Source organism: Ruegeria sp. BF10 (assembly GCF_056538725.1).
In genome coordinates this window covers 581,369-600,004 of record NZ_JBQFTR010000002.1, presented here as the reverse complement: position 1 = coordinate 600,004, position 18,636 = coordinate 581,369, and the positions used below count along the sequence as shown (strand labels likewise).

10 protein-coding genes are annotated in these 18,636 nt (G+C 56.0%); 4 read left to right on the top strand and 6 right to left on the bottom strand.

Annotated features, from left to right (window positions below; all coding sequences use genetic code 11):
* Positions 1 to 20: 20 nt before the first annotated feature.
* Positions 21 to 719 (top strand): hypothetical protein, encoded by a 699-nt coding sequence (locus ACR0DJ_RS12540; RefSeq protein ID WP_170347598.1) that lies wholly within the window; start codon positions 21 to 23, stop codon positions 717 to 719.
* Between the two features lie 876 nt (positions 720 to 1,595).
* Here the strand turns inward: ACR0DJ_RS12540 and ACR0DJ_RS12535 are convergent.
* From ACR0DJ_RS12535 to ACR0DJ_RS12510, 6 genes are all read right to left on the bottom strand, one after another.
* Complete coding sequence (locus ACR0DJ_RS12535; RefSeq protein WP_480686268.1) at positions 1,596 to 2,183, bottom strand: RNA 2'-phosphotransferase; 588 nt, start codon at positions 2,181 to 2,183, stop codon at positions 1,596 to 1,598.
* On the bottom strand, positions 2,155 to 3,990 hold the full coding sequence (locus ACR0DJ_RS12530; protein WP_480686274.1) for a TniQ family protein: 1,836 nt from the start codon (positions 3,988 to 3,990) through the stop codon (positions 2,155 to 2,157). The genes ACR0DJ_RS12535 and ACR0DJ_RS12530 overlap by 29 nt, the downstream gene beginning before the upstream one ends.
* Positions 3,991 to 4,019: 29 nt before the next feature.
* Positions 4,020 to 4,997, bottom strand: a complete 978-nt coding sequence (locus ACR0DJ_RS12525) for a TniB family NTP-binding protein (protein WP_480685187.1) — start codon at positions 4,995 to 4,997, stop codon at positions 4,020 to 4,022.
* Complete coding sequence (locus ACR0DJ_RS12520; protein WP_480685186.1) at positions 4,994 to 7,147, bottom strand: hypothetical protein; 2,154 nt, start codon at positions 7,145 to 7,147, stop codon at positions 4,994 to 4,996. Before ACR0DJ_RS12520 ends, ACR0DJ_RS12525 begins: the two co-directional genes overlap by 4 nt.
* Positions 7,144 to 7,821, bottom strand: a complete 678-nt coding sequence (locus ACR0DJ_RS12515) for a hypothetical protein (protein ID WP_425079098.1) — start codon at positions 7,819 to 7,821, stop codon at positions 7,144 to 7,146. The genes ACR0DJ_RS12520 and ACR0DJ_RS12515 overlap by 4 nt, the downstream gene beginning before the upstream one ends.
* 228 nt (positions 7,822 to 8,049) lie before the next feature.
* A complete protein-coding gene (locus tag ACR0DJ_RS12510) occupies positions 8,050 to 8,286 on the bottom strand; it encodes a hypothetical protein (protein WP_425079099.1) in 237 nt (78 codons plus the stop codon).
* 646 nt (positions 8,287 to 8,932) lie between these two features.
* Here ACR0DJ_RS12510 and ACR0DJ_RS12505 point away from each other — a divergent pair.
* From ACR0DJ_RS12505 to ACR0DJ_RS12495, 3 genes are all read left to right on the top strand, one after another.
* A complete protein-coding gene (locus ACR0DJ_RS12505) occupies positions 8,933 to 9,436 on the top strand; it encodes a hypothetical protein (RefSeq protein WP_425079100.1) in 504 nt (167 codons plus the stop codon).
* 704 nt (positions 9,437 to 10,140) lie between these two features.
* Complete coding sequence (locus ACR0DJ_RS12500) at positions 10,141 to 14,169, top strand: hypothetical protein (protein WP_480685184.1); 4,029 nt, start codon at positions 10,141 to 10,143, stop codon at positions 14,167 to 14,169.
* Positions 14,156 to 18,535, top strand: a complete 4,380-nt coding sequence (locus ACR0DJ_RS12495) for an NACHT domain-containing protein (protein WP_480685182.1) — start codon at positions 14,156 to 14,158, stop codon at positions 18,533 to 18,535. The genes ACR0DJ_RS12500 and ACR0DJ_RS12495 overlap by 14 nt, the downstream gene beginning before the upstream one ends.
* The last annotated feature ends 101 nt before the right edge of the window (positions 18,536 to 18,636 follow it).

The window sequence follows — 18,636 nt, the reverse complement described above, 5'->3', positions numbered from 1 at the left end:
TACTTGGAAGGATCAGAGACATGACATTCAAACTGCATCTCACAGTCGCTACGGCCCTCTCGCTGTTGTTGAGCCCGGCCGCTCAAGCGCTGGACCTCTATCAAGGGGCTAAACCACAGGCACAGTCCAACACCTGCCAAAGCTACGCCTCCGTTCTTGCGTTGGCTGCAGTTCAGGACCCGGCATTCCCAATCGAAACATTCGAAGAACTACGCACGCTAGAAGCCGACTTTCGCCAGATTCTTGAAAGCATGGACAATGCAAACCCTTACCTGCATTCCAATTGGCCCAAGGCAATGGAGCAACTGACCGGAGGCGTCTATACGTTCGAACTAAAATACGAACCCGATCTGTTGCAATGGATGGCGGATGTACGACAGAATACGACGCTCAGCAACGATCTGGGCAACTTGATAGCAACGGCAACAGGTGGGGCGATCAACACTGTTTTGACCAGCGTCTCCTCTATGAACGGCTCGAATTATTCATCCGGTCATATCGTTACAGTTATGGGGCTGCATGGCACCGGGATAGATTCCGACACGCAACTCATCGCCTTTAATTCCGCTATCAAGGGACAAGGTGGGTCGGTAAACCAGTGCGCCGCAGGAAATCAACCAGGCGACATGCGTTACACAGCTGGAGTCGTCGAGACAGACAACTTCCTTCTGCGCAACTTCCCGAACGGGATGCTCGTTATGCAGCTAAAAAAGAAGTGACGTCGACGCAAGTTTCCGGTCGTTGTAGTGGCATAGTATCCTTTGGATTGCGGTGGCCCGGTGAGCACCATCAGCGATCTACCTTCACTGGAGGTCAAGATGCAATAATTCAGGCGGCTGGGGAAATCTAGAAGCGTAATAGTTGCGCACTTAAGCGTGGATAACATCTGGGATACCAGGCTTCGTGCTTAACGTGTAAAACTTCAGACTTGATCTGACGGACACCTCAGCTTTCTGTGCTGAGAATGGCTGGGTGGCTGTCCGATGGCCCGGCGTTTTCTGCGCTTGCTTCTAATAGAAGTGCGAAATCAACACTACCATGATGACGCCAGCGCGCTTTGTTGACCAAAACATACAGTGCATCACCTTTTTGCGATAGCTTAACATCGCTTTAGCCACCAATGATACGCCCTACCCCTTCTACGTCCGCGCTATCTGCACCGGTCTTCCCACATCCGCAGAAAACCAGCCCTCTTTTCTCGCCTTTCGGCACATCGACACAGAGTGTGTGCCAACTAACCACGACCTCCGAACAATGAGGGCAAGTCGCTTTGAATGGAGACGAAGGGAGTGGGTGACGGCGGTGTCGTGATGCAAGGAGTGCCTTTGCAAACTCATACTCTTCCTGATCCATTGCGGCCCAATCATCGTCAGTCGCCGCGACCTCGTACAGCAAAATGACATTATGAGAGTCGAGGGTATGATCAAGTGTCGTGCGAGCAGATATTCTTTCGAGCACGGGCCATTCTGAAAGGGTGTATACTTTGTCTGATTGCATTTTGGATTGGCTCCAAACCTGACTTGATAGGAACTTTGGTACGCTAACGCATGGTCTGTCTGCCTGATAAGAAGGCTCAGACCTCTTAGCCACCTGCTCTATTGCGGTTCCGTGATCCTACCGAAACCTAAATAGATGGCAGGCACTTTGTCAGTGAGCCAAACACCGTTGTCGGCACGAAAAAACTCAAACCCGTCCTTGAACATGCGTTGTGCTTCGACACGTAGAACAACCGGCTTTCCGTGTCGTTGCCCGACGCGTTCAGCTGTATCAGGATCAAGCGAAAGATGGACCTGCTTACGGCGTCCGGGGTTCAACCCATCGGAAAAAATCGCATCCAAATTTGCGCTGGCCGTGCCGTGATACAGCTCATCCGGCGGGCGCTGAGGTTCCAGGCCCAAATCGACATCAATCGAGTGTCCTTGGGCTGCCCTAATGCGCTGACCATCATCAGACAGGGTGAAGCGTTTCTTATCGTTGCTCTCGACAAGCTGAGTGAGCTCGTCGCGGCTTAGCTTGCGATTGGCTTTCTTCAGCTTCCGCAGCAAATCATCAACACGAACCCACCCGTTCTTATCAAGCTGAAGACCGATCTCTTCAGGTTTATGCCGAAGCACCAGGCTCAGAAATTTGCTTTCTCTACTCATCTCAACACCTTCACAACTCAGGCCAGGCAATTTCATCATGCGAGAGCGGGAGGCGATTGGCCAGCTCTTCCACTCCGGAGGTCACCTCACTCCGCCTGAATATGCGTCCACCACACTCTTCCGGCATTTGGATAAACGGAACCCGCTCCTGTATGAGCTGGTCGCCGACTTTCCGGGTACTGCCCCCAAGAAATTCGGCATAGTGTTTTCCGGGAATAAAGCGCTCCAGAAACCGGTCTACAGAGCTATACGGCACCACCTGTACCGACTTGCGGGACACCGGATGACGCGCTCGAACCAGTTTGAGATGACCTGTGTCCACCAGATGGCGGAGGGCAGATGCGTTGACACCGAGGAACCCCGCCAGGGTCGATCGCAGATATCCATCCGGTCTGATCAAACGCAAGGCCTCAGCGACTTCCGCCGGGTCCAGAAGCACCGACAGATAGCCATCTTGTTCGGCATCCCTGACCACGGTCTTCAAATCGCCATTCTGGATCAGTCGCACCACATCGACTGCACCAGCAACGGCTTTGCGGCAGACGGACTGAATACCGACTAGCCCATCCGCTTTTGCCGCCGATGTGCGTGGCACAATACTGGCAAGGAACGCATCGAGTTGCCCTTCATCGTAGTATGGTCTCCCGACAGGGGAGCCTGCGATGGGTCTGATGATCCCACCTGCAACCAGAGCACCAAACTGCGCCCTCGGCGCATTGATCTTTTTCTGAGCCGCAACCTGACAGATCGCTCCCGCAAAGTTTTTGACGAGTGGCGCCAATGCCTGTGCGTCGAGCACAACACCTTTCGCAGAGCTACCTACCTGACCCTCCGACTTCAGAAACCCGTTTGCACCAAGCAGTTCCACTGTCTGACGGCGGCCGAGCCCCAGCTCACGTCGTAAGGTTTCAACGCTGTGAACGCGACGGGTTGTACAGGCTTTACCAAGTACCAGATCGCCTTCGCCGATGGGATAGGTCTCGGTGAAGAATTTCCTGACCGTATCACGCAGGGGCTCGTATTGCTCCGCATGGGATTGTTCCAGCCAGTTGAACAGGCAGCCATAGTTTCTGCGCGAAAGTGATATGGGGGAACCGGCCTCACGATGCAGTCGCCTCAGCAGGCGAAACAGCCCTTCCTCGCCTTCGGACAGGAGCTCAAAACCCCGCGCACCTGCACGACGCTTCTCATTATCGGATAAGTGCTTCAGCTTTGCATCGACACCAAACAGATCGACAACTCCGAAGATCTCGGCGCCAAGCGCAACCGCACCGAACCCGATAATGTCGAGCCATGTGCCCTGTTTTTCACCTGCTAACCGGCGGGTGAGATAGTCTTCCAGACCTGTTGGGACCTGCCATGCACCCAGCTCTCTCACCTGATCCGCCCCCAGATTGAGATCTCGGATACGCCCGGCAAAATCATGGGGCCCTCGGCTATGTGAATAACTGTCGTCGTCATACAGCCTGACCTGGTGGTGGTGGCATGTTCGGATCGAAGGCACATGCCAGGCACATCGTTGCGCCGCGCCACCGCCAGTGTCTGTCATGATGTCTTCGGCGGCACATTCCGGACAGAACCGCAGGCGCCTGCGCGTGATCCAGCGTTTCTCGATAAGTTGACCGGCCAGACGGTACTGTCCAGTCGACACTTTGCAAACAACACCACGCATCAGTTGAGCAAGTTCCACTCCGCCGAGCCGGGCGAGGATCGAAAGGGCCCTTTCATCGCCGTCAGCGATGGCCTGAAGCGTAAAGCCCTGATCGGTGCAGAACTCTGAGGCAAAGGAAAGACCATTCGCCCAAGCCAGGCGGGATGCGAAAGATGCCGGGGTCTCCCCCGGCATCAAAGGAACGAGGATCGGCAACACAGGCATTATGCAGCCCCCCTTTTGGTTGCTGGCGCTATCTCCAGCTCTGCACCGCTGAGAAGCTGACCCGACTTAATGGAGCGGAAATTCTCAGCAATGAACGGGTTCAATGCATCAACACAGCGCTTCTGTTTCCGATAGGCACCCGCGAAGTGACTTTGTTCAAGGGTTTGGTTCCCATCGCGCAATGCTAGTTTGATAGCCGATATGATTAGCCCAATTTTCAACCCGAACTCGTAGCGGGCCGCGTGCAGCAGTCGCCGCGCGAATGCCGATGTCTCAAGCGTTTTGCCGCGCGACAGTTTTGCCGCATCGAGATAGGCACCCAGCACGCCCATCACCTCATGCCCATGGGCGGCATAGCTCATGGGCGCAAAATGCACAGGCTCAAACCGCCGGCTGAGCTGTTCATCCCGGTTGATCAGATCAAGCAGTTCGCAGGTGCCACTGAGGATCAGGCTGACCGGCCACTCAGCGTATTCCAGACACGATTTCCAGACCAGCATCACCTGATCAAACTCAGACTTCGACTTGGTCCGAAGGATATGCTGCGCCTCGTCAAAGTGTAGGAAAAGCGTCTTATGTGAACGCGCCTGACGCATCACCTGCCGCCAGATCGAATGGCCTGTCCGCGATCCCTTACTCTCATAGCCATAAGCCTCGAGGGTATCGAGGCCGACACCCTTGATTGTGGCCTCTGACGCCAGACGCACAGTCAACGCCTGATTATATGGTTTTCCATAAGCCACATGCGGATGCTTCTGCAGAAGATGTTCAATGCCAAAACTCTTGCCAGCACCTGCATTGCCAATGACAACAATGCCGGGCTGCGCTGTCACCCGGCCAGCAGCTGTATGCGCTTTGCGCCGAAAGAGAATATCATCGATCTGATCCTGAAGTTCCAGATAAGTGTCATGGACGATAAAGCGGTGTTCAAGGTCAGCCACGATGTGGCTGACCTCCTCACGGGACATATGTGTCATTGCCTGTTCTCCATACGCCAGCGCGGATGCGAGATCGGAATGGTCTTCTCCGCGTCATCTTCCCCGGAAGTGTTCTCCGGCAGCTGTGGTGGCGCCCCCTCCGCCGTGGCGATCACACCATCAAGGAGACCTCGTTTTTTCCTGGAAACTTTGGGGGTGATGCCCGCCACTACCTCCAGCCCAAGCCAGAGATGTTCTCGATTGCGTTCAACGTCTGCCTTTGTCGGCGCAAGTGCCGAAAGGCCAAGCCGCTGTGAGGCCGCGCGATCTTCTTCAGAAAAATCCGCGAAGGCCTGATCAATGATATCCTGCGTCAGTTCTGCTTCCGCCTCAAAACGGCGACGCAAATTGCTGCAGGCCTCGGTCCAGAGATCAAGCGACAGACCATCAAACCCTTTTGCCAGAGGGCGGGCGACAACCCAGACACCATCGAGATTGACCTCAATCATACCGAGGTCCTGATGATCCACCCGGATCTCAACCTCGAGATCGGGATTAGACAGGAAATGATGCCGCACCACCTCACAGGTGTAGAAGATGCCCGCGAACCGAACCCCGCGCCCGGAAATGCTCCGGGTATATTTCCGACCGAAGGCGCCGAGGCGCTCAACCCGGCTCGGAGGGCGGGGCTTGCCAACGGTCAAACACAATTCCCGCCAGCAGTTCAGCGGGGTCTGTCCACCGATGCCTCCGTGCGGCTTGTTGTTGTAAACATCGACAACAAAGCGAACCAAGATCCGGGTCAACTCGTCATCAGCAAGCGCAGCATAATCTTCAGGCACAAAATCACCTTTTTCGACGATGTTCGAATAGGTGCGCGCGCTCAAACACTCCATCAACTCTATGCCGAAAGTCCTGAAGCAGCGCTCGATATGTCCGCGAAGTTTGGGAACACCTGCAGGCGGAAACATGACCGTTCCCCGAAGGTCCGTCACAGCACCTCTGAAATCAAAGTTCGCAAAGGTCGCCCCCTGATCCGAGGCAACAGTTTCAAAACCAGTGCCCGGCCAGTCTGGAAGCGCGCAGCCAAAAAGGCGGGCAAGGTCCGCTTTATCCCGGGTTGCCAGGTCCAGCGCTGCGATCGCATCTTCGGTGTTCGGGGTTGCGCAAACCTTCACCGAGAGGATCAGTCGCGTTCGCACATCGATCACGACATAGATCCAGCGTCGCCCTTTCGGCAGTGCTTTGATCTGCTCCTCTGTCAGATGACCGAAGACACCGGCCTCGGCAAAGAAGGTAATCAGGTCGACTTTCCACTCATCGATTTCCAAACGCTCCCCTGGCCGCAGAACATTCAGTCCTTCGCCGATGATTGCAAAATGCCGGTTGGCCGCTTCGAGGCCCTGGCGCTGGCACATCACATGGTAAGGCTCAAGACGACATATCTCTCTGTAGATTGTGCTTTCTGCGGGAACGGCCAAAGGCGGCAAGCCGCGATCGATCCGATACGCATTCGCCAGCCTGAAAGCCCGTTTTGTCTGGCGAATAACGCACTTCTTCGACGGGCGCTTGAAGCTCGCATACCGATCCGCGCATTTGCGAAGCAGGGCGGCGCTCTCGGGACCAAATTTTACCTTCGTCCGTCCCGCAAGATAGCGTTTGTCTATGAGCGCTAGAACGCACCGACCACTAGTCTCATAAGCGCGGACCCAACGCAGCAAGGCCGAAGAGCCTGGCGGGTCAATCTCGTTGCTTGACCGCTTCTTTCCTCCATATTTGCGCTTCCCGGCATCCTTATCAGGCTGTGGAATCTGCACCGTGATTTCCTGCGTCACACTCCGGATCCAGATCTCCACATCTTTCCAGTAGCGGCCAATCTCCCCGCGTGCTTCAGCATCCAGAAAGAGATCGCACCAGGCCTGACGGAAGAAGACCGTTGAGCGCTGTTTTGCAGGCAGATGGGTGACAATCTGGTCGGCAAACTGCACGCGCTGTCGGACGGCCTCTTCACTGTGATAGCCATCACGAATGGTGATGTGACCGGTCTTCAGACCTTCGTTGATCTCATCATAGGTGAGCTCGTCAAAGACAACTTCTCCTTCACTCCAGCGACTGATGATGACACCTAGCGGCCCTTGTTCCACGAGAAGACCAGGGACGTCACCTTGCTGAATCTGCGAATAGGGCTCGAGACGAATGATATCAGTCATTGCAAGCCTCCCTCGACCAGCATGTCGAGATCAATAACCCCGTCCTGGATCGGGCGCAGAATACCGGCATAGATCGCTTTGAATAATTCCGGCCAAGCTCTGCCGCCAATAGCGGCTCTCGCAACCAACTCGCGGATCGTGACCGGCAGATCGATCTCAGCCGCAAGCTCTGCGATTATCGCGGCCGCCTCCGGGTCATCCTCACGCCGGTAGGCAAACAGGCGCCGTGCATTCAGCGCCTCCCACTGGTCGTAGTTTTCCTCAGTGATCAGCACAAGATTATCCGCGAAGTCATCCGGCATCGCTGCCGCGACATAACCCAGCTGCACCTCAAGGTTCTGCGCTCTGGCGCGTTCTGCCGGTTTGATCTCGGCAGCATACTTGCTCCCATCAGCGAAGGTATAAAGTTGATCCACTCTTTTACTACGCTTACGACCATAGGCATCGATGTAATCAATGGCAGGCGGCTGCTCGACCATGTCAGCCACAGGATACAGCGCTGATGTCGTGGTGAAGGCATCAAACTCACCAAGGCTGTCGAAGACGACTTTCTGACTTTCGCCCCCGTGGGGTCGAAATGCGCCTGTCTCGACGAAAGTACGCCCTCGCGAGCGCTCAGACAGATTACACGTTGAACGGCTGTCCAGCGGGGCTTTGAAGATTTCTTTTTCCATGTGTTCTGATGATGTGCAGGATCACTCCCTGACCAATATGATCAGGGTGAACCGCACTCATTCCTCTTGTCGAATGGTGGAAGGCGGCCGAACACGACCGTTCGGGTCAAAAGACCCGGCCGCCAGACTTGACTTTTGAGGGGATTCGAGAGACCTTCTGAGTGTCGGGTACCAAACTGACGTGAAGGCCTTCGAGAGTCCGCTCTCGGGGCTTTTCTATTTTCTAGATCATCGGTTCATATCCCCCTTCTTCCCAGAGTCGGCCACCGACCACAGGTCTTCGACACGAAATCCTGTGCGCTCGGCTACGGCTGCTTCGATCTCCGCCGACCGCCTGCGCCCGGCAAGCACGTTCGACACGGCCGAGCGACTATACCCGATGCTCTCGGCGAGCTCGGTGATTGTGGTCTGAGCCATCCCGAGATGCAGTTTGACAATCTGCTGGCGCATTTTGTTGGCATCCATGGCTCGTGGCCTCCGTACGGGACTGGCATTTACGCTGGTGCTGAAACGAACGTTCCAACGACCCCGATTCTACGGGCATCTCCGTCGGACAATCAATAGCCAATCCGGCCCCAATTGCATCGTAACCGCCTGATTTAACGGTTAGTTTTGATTATTAACTTACGTTAGGAGCGCCCTACGTGAATGTTCATTTCTGCTATTAACTTAAGTGGTGAAACAGACGTTTCCGGGAGAGGGAAATGCCTTGCGGCAGTTACGCCCTCAAAGCGTTGTGTGCGACGGCTTGAGGTAAATTTGACCACCTCGCTACGCAGTTTCTCAACTCGCCAGGCAGGCAACAATATCTTCGATCAGGGAGCTGCGAAGCATGGGAGCGTAAGCCATTAAGCCTGCGCAAGCATCGGCCCAGAGCGAGCTTTGGGCGCGACGCTCAGCTTCGGCGACTACAACTCACTCTTCGGGCATTCGCCGCAGCCCCGAAACCCGAATTTGATCGTGCTAACGGATCGAAGTTGCAGCAGCCTTTAAAAATCGAGGAAAATAACAACCCATAGCTGTTTTCTCAACGGTCCCGAGTACTTACAGCTTGTTTTACAGAGCGCTCCAAGAGAACCGCTCGCATCAAAATTTGAAATGGAAAGAATTGATGATCTATTCTGTTGCCCCTCTGGGTGGTCAAACCATCGGCAAAGCCGCAAGTCGCGAAGATGCCTGGTGGCTTTGTCGCCGCTATGGTCTAAAGCCATTTCCTTTGGATGATGCCTCGGCGGTGGGATTAGAGGACGCTGAAAACGGAGCGAAGGTTTGGACTGTCCCCTGTGAACATACCCAATACCCATATGACCGTGCTGCCTTCGAAAATCGGCGTCGTGATGGCTTGGCCACATTAGAGAATGGCCTTCCAGCATGGCCTATTGCTGAAGAAAATGGGATAGCATTCCAGACCTTCAAACAGCGGATCAACCGAGGCTGGTCGGGTGAAAGAGCCGCAACTGAAGGCGTACGGGAAACAGCGCATAACCCAGATGATGAGTGGGAAGTAATCGCGCTGGAAAACGGCTTATCTGTCCGCGCATATCGCAGTCGTGTTCAGGCTGGTTGTCCGGAGAGCATCGCCGCGACAATGGGGTTGAGTTGGCGGAATTGGTAAGATGCCACATTTAGCGGGCACACACGCCCCAGCATCGACCTTTAGTCTAGCCTTTATGTTCCACTCTTACAGCCCAACTTTCGGACTTTTGCCGCATTGGCGAGATTGGATTTCCCCCGGTTGGATCAGTGCTATCTCGAGCTGACTACTCCAAGTCAATGGATCTAGATGACTTTCCGAAGTCTTGCAGCGTTACGCTCTCTTGCTGAGCATTGTCGAGCACACGATGAAGTTGACCTAGTGCCCTTTCGACGCGGTTGAATTGATGCCTAGATGCAGCGACATGCCTGTGGAGCAGGCCCAAACACTCGTCCCATTTTCGGATTGAAGCAAAACGAGAGCTATTTGAGATCGTTACCTGCGTGTTCTGCGACGTTGTTAGTCCTACTTCTGTTTCTGATATCATCTGCTCAATGAGAGGTTCGATCTGACCCAAAAGAAGATCTTCGTCGTCTGGATGTTCACAGATGGCTGCGATACGATGCCTTAGATGCACATCTTCTGACCTTAGTAACTCAATTGTATTGTTTAGATTGAGTTCGAACTCAGCATTCAGTTTAGTCGCTTCAGAATATTTTGAACTAACAGCATGAGTGTGTTTTTGTCCCAGTCCAAATATCGAGAGGATAGACGATAACACCTATTTACCTTCCCTCGATCGTTAGCTGCATATCAACACCGAATGTAATCTACTTCGAAAAGACATGCATTGGCTATTTGCCAGAAAACCTGTTTGCGCTGCGACAAATTCTGTATGCTTCGAGGCCATTACTTATGCATTTGTGGTGAATTTATTGGTGAAGAAAACAACGAGAAGAAGCAGGCTCAATGCCTCGAAGGCGCGGCCCAATTCAGCGAAAGCGGCATCCAGATCTGGGTCTAATGCAGGCCGGGGCTTTCGTTATCAGGATGCCGTTTCCGCTTGGTTAGCGGTAGAAATATGGGCTGGTCAACGAGCGCCCGCCATAGTGATTCCGGAAGGTGGCGACGATATTGAGCTGCGTGGCGACGAAACTAGTTTCGTCCAAGTAAAGAGTCGGCGTGAGCACCTCGGAGGCTATACGGAAGGTGAAACAGTCGGACACATTGAAGATCTGTGGAATCGGGCGCTTGGCTCCGCACCTCAACCGCAGCGACTGGAACTCGTTCTTGAGCGGGAGGTGGCGGGCCTCAATCGCCTCGACGACCACCACGCAGCCCGCCCAATCGAAGGTCCGATCAGCACAAGACTCTCAAAGTTTAGTGGGGCCTCTGATCTTCTCCCAAGAACATTGATCTCCGTTGTGAGCTCACCGCAGGAATGGGCGATTAACCTGATCGCTGTTCGGTTGAACTGTGCTCCAATTGCGGCCCAGATGTGCTTTGCCGAACTGCTTATTCGTGTGGGTTTTTTGGCAGACGCCAATGGCCGATTGGCATCCGAGAAGTATCTAGGCGTTTCGATTTCCGACACAGAAGCAGCAATCCGAGATGTCTTGGCGGCTATCGACGCTGACGCAATCGAACGTGCTCTGAGGGATGGCGTTTGTGAGCCGGTCGACTTTCTTTCACCTCTCGACGACCCAAACTTCTATCTCGGAGTCGATGTAGAACCCGGCCACATCGCGGCAGGTTTGGTGGCTGAACGCCCCCAAAGCAGGTCGGCTTTGGTGGAAGGCATTGAACAACGCCGGGCCGCGTTGATTGCCGGACCGTCAGGGGCCGGAAAATCCGCTTTGATGTGGGAAACCGCCAACACGTTGCGTCATACGGTGCGGTGGTTTCGTATCCGTCGTCTGAACGCGGAGGATATTCCATCTCTGCGCCAGTTGATCCGGACGTTTCGCGCTTCAGAAGACAGTCCCCTGGGCTTTGTCATGGATGATGTTGGCCGGAATGGGCCGGAAAGCTGGGGCGCCTTGCTCAAAGAGGCGATGTCTGTGCCCGGTGTCGTCTTGCTCGGTTCGGTCCGAGAAGAAGATGTCACGCTGATTGCCGAGCGCGCCCGTGCAACTGAAATACGCGCCGATCCCGACGATGAACTCGCAGAACGACTCTGGCGAGAACTGCGCGAAGCTGAAAAGACGAACTGGGCGGGTTGGCGCGAACCGTGGAAGATGAGCGACGGCCTTCTTCTAGAATATGTCCATATCCTGACGCGCGGACAAAGGATCCACGAACTCCTCGCCGACCAGGTTGCGGCCAGGATTTCAGATCCGAAGCGTTCCCTCGAACTTGATATTTTGCGATCTGGCGCCTGGGCAGGTGCAGCGAGTGCCGAAGTCGATGCGTCGCGATTGGCGCGCGCGCTATCGGTCAGTGAGGCTGATCTGTCACGCGGCCTACAGCGCCTCATCCAGGAACATCTGGTTCGCTCACCTGCTCCGGGCTCGGTCACCGGCCTACACAAGCTTCGATCCGAAGAATTGTTGCAGCTCACACACCAGACAACATTGCCGACCCTCGAAACGAGTTTCGAGCGAACGGTCGCCAGTGTGCCCGCCGCAGATCTCGCACCCTTGGTCGCGGACACGCTATCTGAGCGGCGATTACCTGTTCCGGCGGTGCTCAATGGCTTAGTTGCCCGGTTGGAGGGAGAACAGGATGCGCGGGCGTTGGCTTCAGCGCTCCGCGGTCTGGGTTCGGGCCGCGTTTCTTCAGGCGTCGACGAGTGGCTCGACACGCCTGAAGCTCGTGCGCTGCCGCGAACGCAAGTCGGAATCGCCGCAATGTTCGGGATTGCGGATATAGATCTGAGTAGTCTCAGCATCATCCCGGAGGTCCAAGCCGCAGCGGATCGGCTTTCGCAGATCAAAGGTTCGCCGGAAGATGATCCTCGCCGCCTGTTGATGGAGCGTATGTCACCCTCTGTTCTATCTGCCCTGATCGAGACAGCGGATTTGGCGAGCTTAGATGAGATTCTCGCAGCGTTGGTCGGAATGCCATTGCCAGCCGCGGTGCGGGCGAGTCTCTTGCAGGCTCCAGAAGGCCTCTTGAATGCCAATCTCGATCTCTTGGGGTCGTTAATGGGCACCTTATCCGCCCTGGATCGTGAAATCGCCAGTGACTGGGTCGCCGAGGTCGGGCAAGAGACGCTGTTTGAGCGGGTTCAGGCAGAGACAGCTTGGGCCGGGCCTGTAACACTGGAAGATGCCGATGATGGAGTGACCGTCTGTTGCAATCTTTGGTATGTTGCCGGCTCTGTGCAGAAGAATCCGCACAACGCGGTTGTAAGTTTGTGCGATCGGATATTGGCTTTGTGCCCGTCGGCTGACATTGCGGTGTCCAACGCAATTACTGCAAGTGGCGAATTGGCTGGCCTTGCCCAGTTGCCGCTCGCAACAAAGCGGATTCCCCGAGATAATCTTCCCCCACCGTCAGTTCCTCGATGGAATCGGCGGTGGAGTGATCTGATTTCCCGCCGCGTCGCCGCTCCGAGCTATAGCGACTATCTTGCAAGAGGCGTGGTAATTCTCGATTCTCTTGTGCCGACGTTGGAGAAGGTTTTTGATGCGCATTTTCGAGGAAAGGATGCACTCGGCAATCACGTCGACAAACTGAATGCGCTCAATGCTGAAACTGAAGCGCTGACACCCCCCGCTGTTTCGCCATTGGAAGCGTCGGGTGCGGGAAGCGGAGAAGCCAGTACCGCCGTCACCAAATTTCAGAACCTCCTGCACAGCGCAAGCGTCAATCTCGTTAAGAGGTTCGCGATCTTGCCCGACCAGGCTGGCGCGTACATTGGCTGGTTGAGCGATCTCATCGCGGATGTCGACACTGCAATTGTCGAAGAGCCTTGGCAGCTCGTTGCCGACGGTCCTCCACCGATGCTTACCAAACTCAAGACGCTATTGGAGGGGTTGCGAGTTCTGGCAGGAGAAGCGCATGAAAGGGAGCAAGCGCCTGCGGTAACTTGGGCGGCGCGCGGCAAAGGTGCACGAATAGGCAACTCCGTTCGGCTCGTTTTACTCTCTGCCAAAGCTGCCGGGGAATCACGACTAGCTCAGCGAAAGACAGAAATTGAGCGCTTGGCAGAGGAAGTAGGGATCGTCGCACAGTTCCATCTTCGCGTTAACGCCAAGGGTATTTTACCGTGGCCACCTGCAGACGTTCTAGCGCTGCTGCCCGCACCCGACATTGCTGATGCGGTGGTCACACTCGCCGAACAAACCGACCTTGTGCGGTCCTTGATGGACTCATCGATTCACCTGACAATAATGCCTACCATTGAGGATGTCGCGTTCCCGGCACTCGCAAAGTCTGGTTACCAGACCCTCCTTCCCGACGTGGAAGGAGCTGCCAGCTGGGTCGAACAACTCGGATTGCCAAAAGCCCCATCTGCTATGGCAAGCATGTTTGGGGAGGTGCTGAGCCTTGCCAGCGAACTTGGAGCGATGGATCAAAGACACCTTGGTATCGAGAACCGTCCCGAAAATGAAAATATTGCTCGTCAGAACCTCGAGGCCGCCTTCGCAGGAAAACACGAGGAACTAACCAGACGACTCACTGCCCTTGACCCAACCCTGCAATCGGACGTTTCCGAATTGATCGAGTATCTGCGAACCGGGGAGATTGATTTCGCCGCTGACGCGCAGGCCGCCATGGGCGGAAATCCAAGCAGTTTCGCCGAAGAATTAGGGTATCTGTCTCTGCTATTAATATCAGCCGAGATCGGTGACATGTACACCGGCGGGCAAACTACCAAAAGTGTACATATGACCAAATCCGAGCAGACCGCAGATGGCCAAGAATAACAACAGAGACGACTTTTTGTCGTCGACCAGGAACCGCCTTGCAAAGCAAGCTCGGTATCATTGCTGTAACCCCAGTTGCAGAAAGCTGACATCAGCACCGACTAGCGACGGCGCAAAGGAAGTGAATATTGGAGTTGCCGCACATATCTGCGCCGCCGCGTCAGGTCCTGGCGCACGCAGATATCGCGCCGATATGACACCAGAGCAACGGAAATCAGAAACAAACGGTATCTGGCTCTGCCAAGACTGCGCGAAGGCAATCGATTCAGCAGATCCTCTTTTCACAGAGTCGTTGTTGCATGGCTGGAAGAAAAAGCATTTGGAGGATATGTGGCGTAGCGTATTCGACAAGGTTGCCTTCGGCCCGTCCATGCCGCCGACAACCGCGGAAAATAGCGATCGCTTACAAAAAGCTGCCGCGAACGATCTCGCTGTCTTCCGCCGCACCCCCAAATGGCCGGGCACGAGCGTTTCACTAACATTGACGCTGAAGGTGAAGCACCTTGGAGAGGCGCTAAGTACGCGCGCACTTGCCAACGCCGTGACTACGCTGGACGACCTTATTCTTGTAGCGGCACCCGGGATGGGAAAGACGACAACCCTCTTTCAGGTCGCCGAAGAGTTGTTGGAATTCGGCAACGGTACGCCGCTCATCGTGTCGCTTGGAGACTGGGCCACCGAAGGTGAAGCGCTGCTCGCGTCCATCCTCAAACGCCCTACGTTCAACGGGATTTCAGAGCAGGATTTCCGCACCGTCGCAACAAAGCCTGGCGTCGTTCTGCTTCTTGACGGCTGGAACGAACTGGATGTCGCCGCACGCGAACGCGCGCGCGTGCAAATCACTACTCTAAAGGCTGAATTACCAGAGCTTGGTCTTATCATTTCCACACGCAAGCAGGCGCTCGACATTCCTTTCAGTGGGACGAGGGTCGACTTACTGCCGCTTGATGACGATCAGCAAATGGAGATCGCGCACGGCATGCGGGGCGACGCTGGCGCACAACTCGTTGATCAGGCTTGGCGGACAGCGGGTGTCCGGGATCTTGTGACCATCCCACTCTACCTCACGGCACTTCTTTCGCTGCCAGAGGGCGCGCCTTTTCCGACAACAAAGGAAGAAGTGCTACGGCGCTTCATTGCCGCACACGAGCAGGAATCCCGCAGTGCGGCAGCGCTTCATACCGTGGCCCTCGGCTTCCAGCAGGACTATTTGGATGACCTCGCCGTATTTGCAACGACAACGGCCAACACGGCGATCACGGACCGCAACGCACGCAAATCGGTCGCTAACACCGCGCGGGTTCTGTTGGACGACGGACAAATCACCATCTCCGCACAGCCCGACACGTTGCTCGACACGCTTGTCAGCAATCACGTTCTGACGCGCTCCGGCGACACGCCGGGTTACTCGTTTCAGCACCAGCAATTTCAGGAATGGTACGCCTCACACTACGTTGAGCGACTGATGCTGCAGGCCGTCAGCGATCCGGCAGCACGCGAGAAACTGAAGGTAGACATGCTCGATCAGCGACCGTGGGAAGAAGCAGTTCTGTTCGCAATCGAACGGAGCGCACGCGGGGATGCCGCATGTAAGGCCGCATGCAGCGCCGCCATCTGCGCAGCTTTTGAAGTCGATCCTGTCTTCGCGGGTGAAATGATCTTCCGCGCCACCGACGAGGTATGGGCACCGATCGGCACCGAAATGCGGAGCCTCGCCGAGCAGTGGCACGCGCCAGGCAAGGTGGATCGCGCGGTACGTTTCATGATCGCGTCCGGCAGGCCGGAGTTCGCCGATCTTCTTTGGCCGCTTATTTCGCACGCAAACACCCAAGTGCACCTGCCCGTCCTCCGGGCGGCGAAGCAATTTCGCCCATCCGTGCTTGGGAACGACGCGCCGGCGCGCATCGCAGCGCTGCCACCGGAAATCCGCAAGAACGTACTGCATGAAATCGCAGCGAATAGCGGAATTGACGGTCTCGATCTTGCGACCTCAATCGCGAAGAGTGTCAGCGAGCCGGAAGTGAAGGCGACGGTTGTCGATGCGCTGTCATTTCGACGGGCGGATCGCCACGTCGCCGATTTGCTCGCTGACGCGGGCGACGCGACCTACGATATTCTCGCCCAAAAGGATCACCTCGACGACATTGCAGTTGACGCTGTTCGGCAGGAGCTCCAGCGAGCGCGTGAACGGCGCAGGGCCGCTGGAACATCGCACATAGAGCGACTGCGTACGCTTGTTGACTCGCCAGGCGGAGATGACTGCGGGACCGAGGTTGTTGGGATCGTTGCTGAGATGGAAATCGACCGTAAGCGCGATGACGAAATACACCTACTGTACGAAGTGCGAAGACGCTATCCGCAGGCGCTCGCTGACGGCTTGCTGCGTCGCTTGCACGAACGCCGCGATCTTTTCTACGGTGCCGACAATATTCTTGCGGCCGCCGGGTTCGCCCTTGAGGACGATGCACTGCTCGGGATCGCTCTCGAAGAAACAAGCCGCTACGACGATCGCGCCGAGGCCGCTGCTTCGGTGCTCGGACCAAACGCAGTTGGTCGGCTGATCGACGCGTATCTTGCAGCTGGGAAAGTCTTGCGCGACGCCAGCGGCAAATACGATCGGGCTGCGGGTGATCGCTATCACGGTCTGCGAGACCGTATCGGCCACACGCCGGGCGCAAGTTTGGTGGCCGCCGTTCAGGCGCGGGCGGCCGATGCCGAAAATGAGCAGATCGTCCAACTGGCCGAGCTGTTTTACCGCGAGACCAACGGTGACGAAGAACGGGCGCGACCCATTAGTGAAGAAGCCTTGGCTGTAATCGGTGCGCTGGCGCGCGAATGGGCAGAGCGCATGCTCGCCGGTGGGGATGAGAAGCGCTGGCGCGTAGCTACCATTGCAACGATGATGAGCCGCGCACCGTCCGTCGCGCATCTTCCACTCTTGAAGAGAATGCTTGACGACAATTTACATCGCTATAGTGCTTTCCGCGAAAAAGCTACCGCGAGCGGCTGGAAGGATCGCGACGCTGTACACGAAGCTCAGCATCCGCACCTGCATGAGTACCAACGTGCGTTCTTAGCGATCAATGCGCCGGAGACCGCTGCATTGATGCGCCAATACCTGATGGATGAGCATTTTGGTGAACTGGCCGCCCGTGTGCTTGCTGCCCAGTGGTTTGAGGCGAACGAACCCAAAGATGACAAAAAGTTCCGGGTCGGCGTAGACTATTCGCGCGTGGAAGCGCGCCGGGAGGCCCGCGCCGCCGATCCAACCGCTACATCGATTGAAGCGGAGGCTATCTTCGGCGCAATCGAAACCTTGATTGTCGATGGCGCGTCGGATGCACAAGTGAAGCTGGCCGTTGCGCTCGGCATTGTTGGAGCACGGCTCCCCCACGGCCAGCGCAACGCGACGATCCAGAAGCTCATTTCTCTCGCCCCGAGGCAGGCACGCGCAGCCTTGTTGTTTTCGCTGACCCTCTCAGGCGAGGACATCGACATCAAGCTCGTCGCCGACGGCATAGCTAAGACCTTTGATGCGGCCAAGAAGGACTCTTGGATTTTGACACAGAGCGACGCGTATCAGCTACGTGATTGGCTGCGCCTATTGCCGTTCGCCAACCCCGTTACCGATCTGCCTGCTATCGTGCGCGGCATGCCGGACGCGCAGCGGGATCCACAAATCCTTGAGGAGATGGTCCGCGGCCTCGGCAGTTCATCCTCGGACGATGCAGAAGGAGTAACTTTCACGCTCGCAGAAGAAGACCCACGTCTCTTCCAGAGCCATCAGTGGCGCGCGACCGCGCTGGGGTTCGGCACCTTATCCGCCGCGCGCCGCCTTGTTGACTTGACCGTCAGCGGCGCGCTCGACGGCAAGTCATATGATGGGTGGCATTGGCGACGCGAATTGGGTGGCTTGATTTCGGATTCCCCAGAGGTGCGCGCCTATGTCTACGATCTCCTGAAGGATGGGCCGACATCGAAACAGCTTGCCTTGTTAGCTGGCGCAGTCACCGAAGACCCTTGCACGGAAGGCCTACTGATGCTGATCGATTTTGAGAAACAAACCGGGCGCTCATACGTGGGTTGGCAAGCGATTGAAAGCGTTGTCTCTGAGCGCGTTCCCGCCGAAGACTGGGAAGGTGCCTACAGTGTCGTGCCCGTAGCGGCGACCGAGCTGCGCCGAAAGCTCCTGGAGATGACGGGAAGCGGCGGCAGAGACGATCCCGCTGCCCGCTGCCTCACCCTCATAGACAAACTCCGGGACAGGTACGGTGCCCCTGAATCGGAAACCCGCCACCCAGATCTTGCTTCGGGGCGCCGTTGGCCAATCTTGAAGCCCAATCCCGATGCAGGGGACGGGAACTGATTTGGCAGGCGAGCATCCATGTTCGCCAGTTCCAACCTGAAATCAATCGGCCCCGGATTACATCCGAGGCCGTTTCTTCATCTGATTTACAAAAAATGACC

Bases quoted from the DNA above. Each gene is read 5' to 3' on its own strand.
- ACR0DJ_RS12540 (WP_170347598.1), top strand. From the start codon at position 21: ATGACATTCAAACTGCATCTCACAGTCGCTACGGCCCTCTCGCTGTTG.
- ACR0DJ_RS12535 (WP_480686268.1), bottom strand. From the start codon at position 2,183: ATGATGAAATTGCCTGGCCTGAGTTGTGAAGGTGTTGAGATGAGTAGA.
- ACR0DJ_RS12530 (WP_480686274.1), bottom strand. From the start codon at position 3,990: ATGCCGGGGGAGACCCCGGCATCTTTCGCATCCCGCCTGGCTTGGGCG.
- ACR0DJ_RS12525 (WP_480685187.1), bottom strand. From the start codon at position 4,997: ATGACACATATGTCCCGTGAGGAGGTCAGCCACATCGTGGCTGACCTT.
- ACR0DJ_RS12520 (WP_480685186.1), bottom strand. From the start codon at position 7,147: ATGACTGATATCATTCGTCTCGAGCCCTATTCGCAGATTCAGCAAGGT.
- ACR0DJ_RS12515 (WP_425079098.1), bottom strand. From the start codon at position 7,821: ATGGAAAAAGAAATCTTCAAAGCCCCGCTGGACAGCCGTTCAACGTGT.
- ACR0DJ_RS12510 (WP_425079099.1), bottom strand. From the start codon at position 8,286: ATGGATGCCAACAAAATGCGCCAGCAGATTGTCAAACTGCATCTCGGG.
- ACR0DJ_RS12505 (WP_425079100.1), top strand. From the start codon at position 8,933: ATGATCTATTCTGTTGCCCCTCTGGGTGGTCAAACCATCGGCAAAGCC.
- ACR0DJ_RS12500 (WP_480685184.1), top strand. From the start codon at position 10,141: ATGCATTGGCTATTTGCCAGAAAACCTGTTTGCGCTGCGACAAATTCT.
- ACR0DJ_RS12495 (WP_480685182.1), top strand. From the start codon at position 14,156: ATGGCCAAGAATAACAACAGAGACGACTTTTTGTCGTCGACCAGGAAC.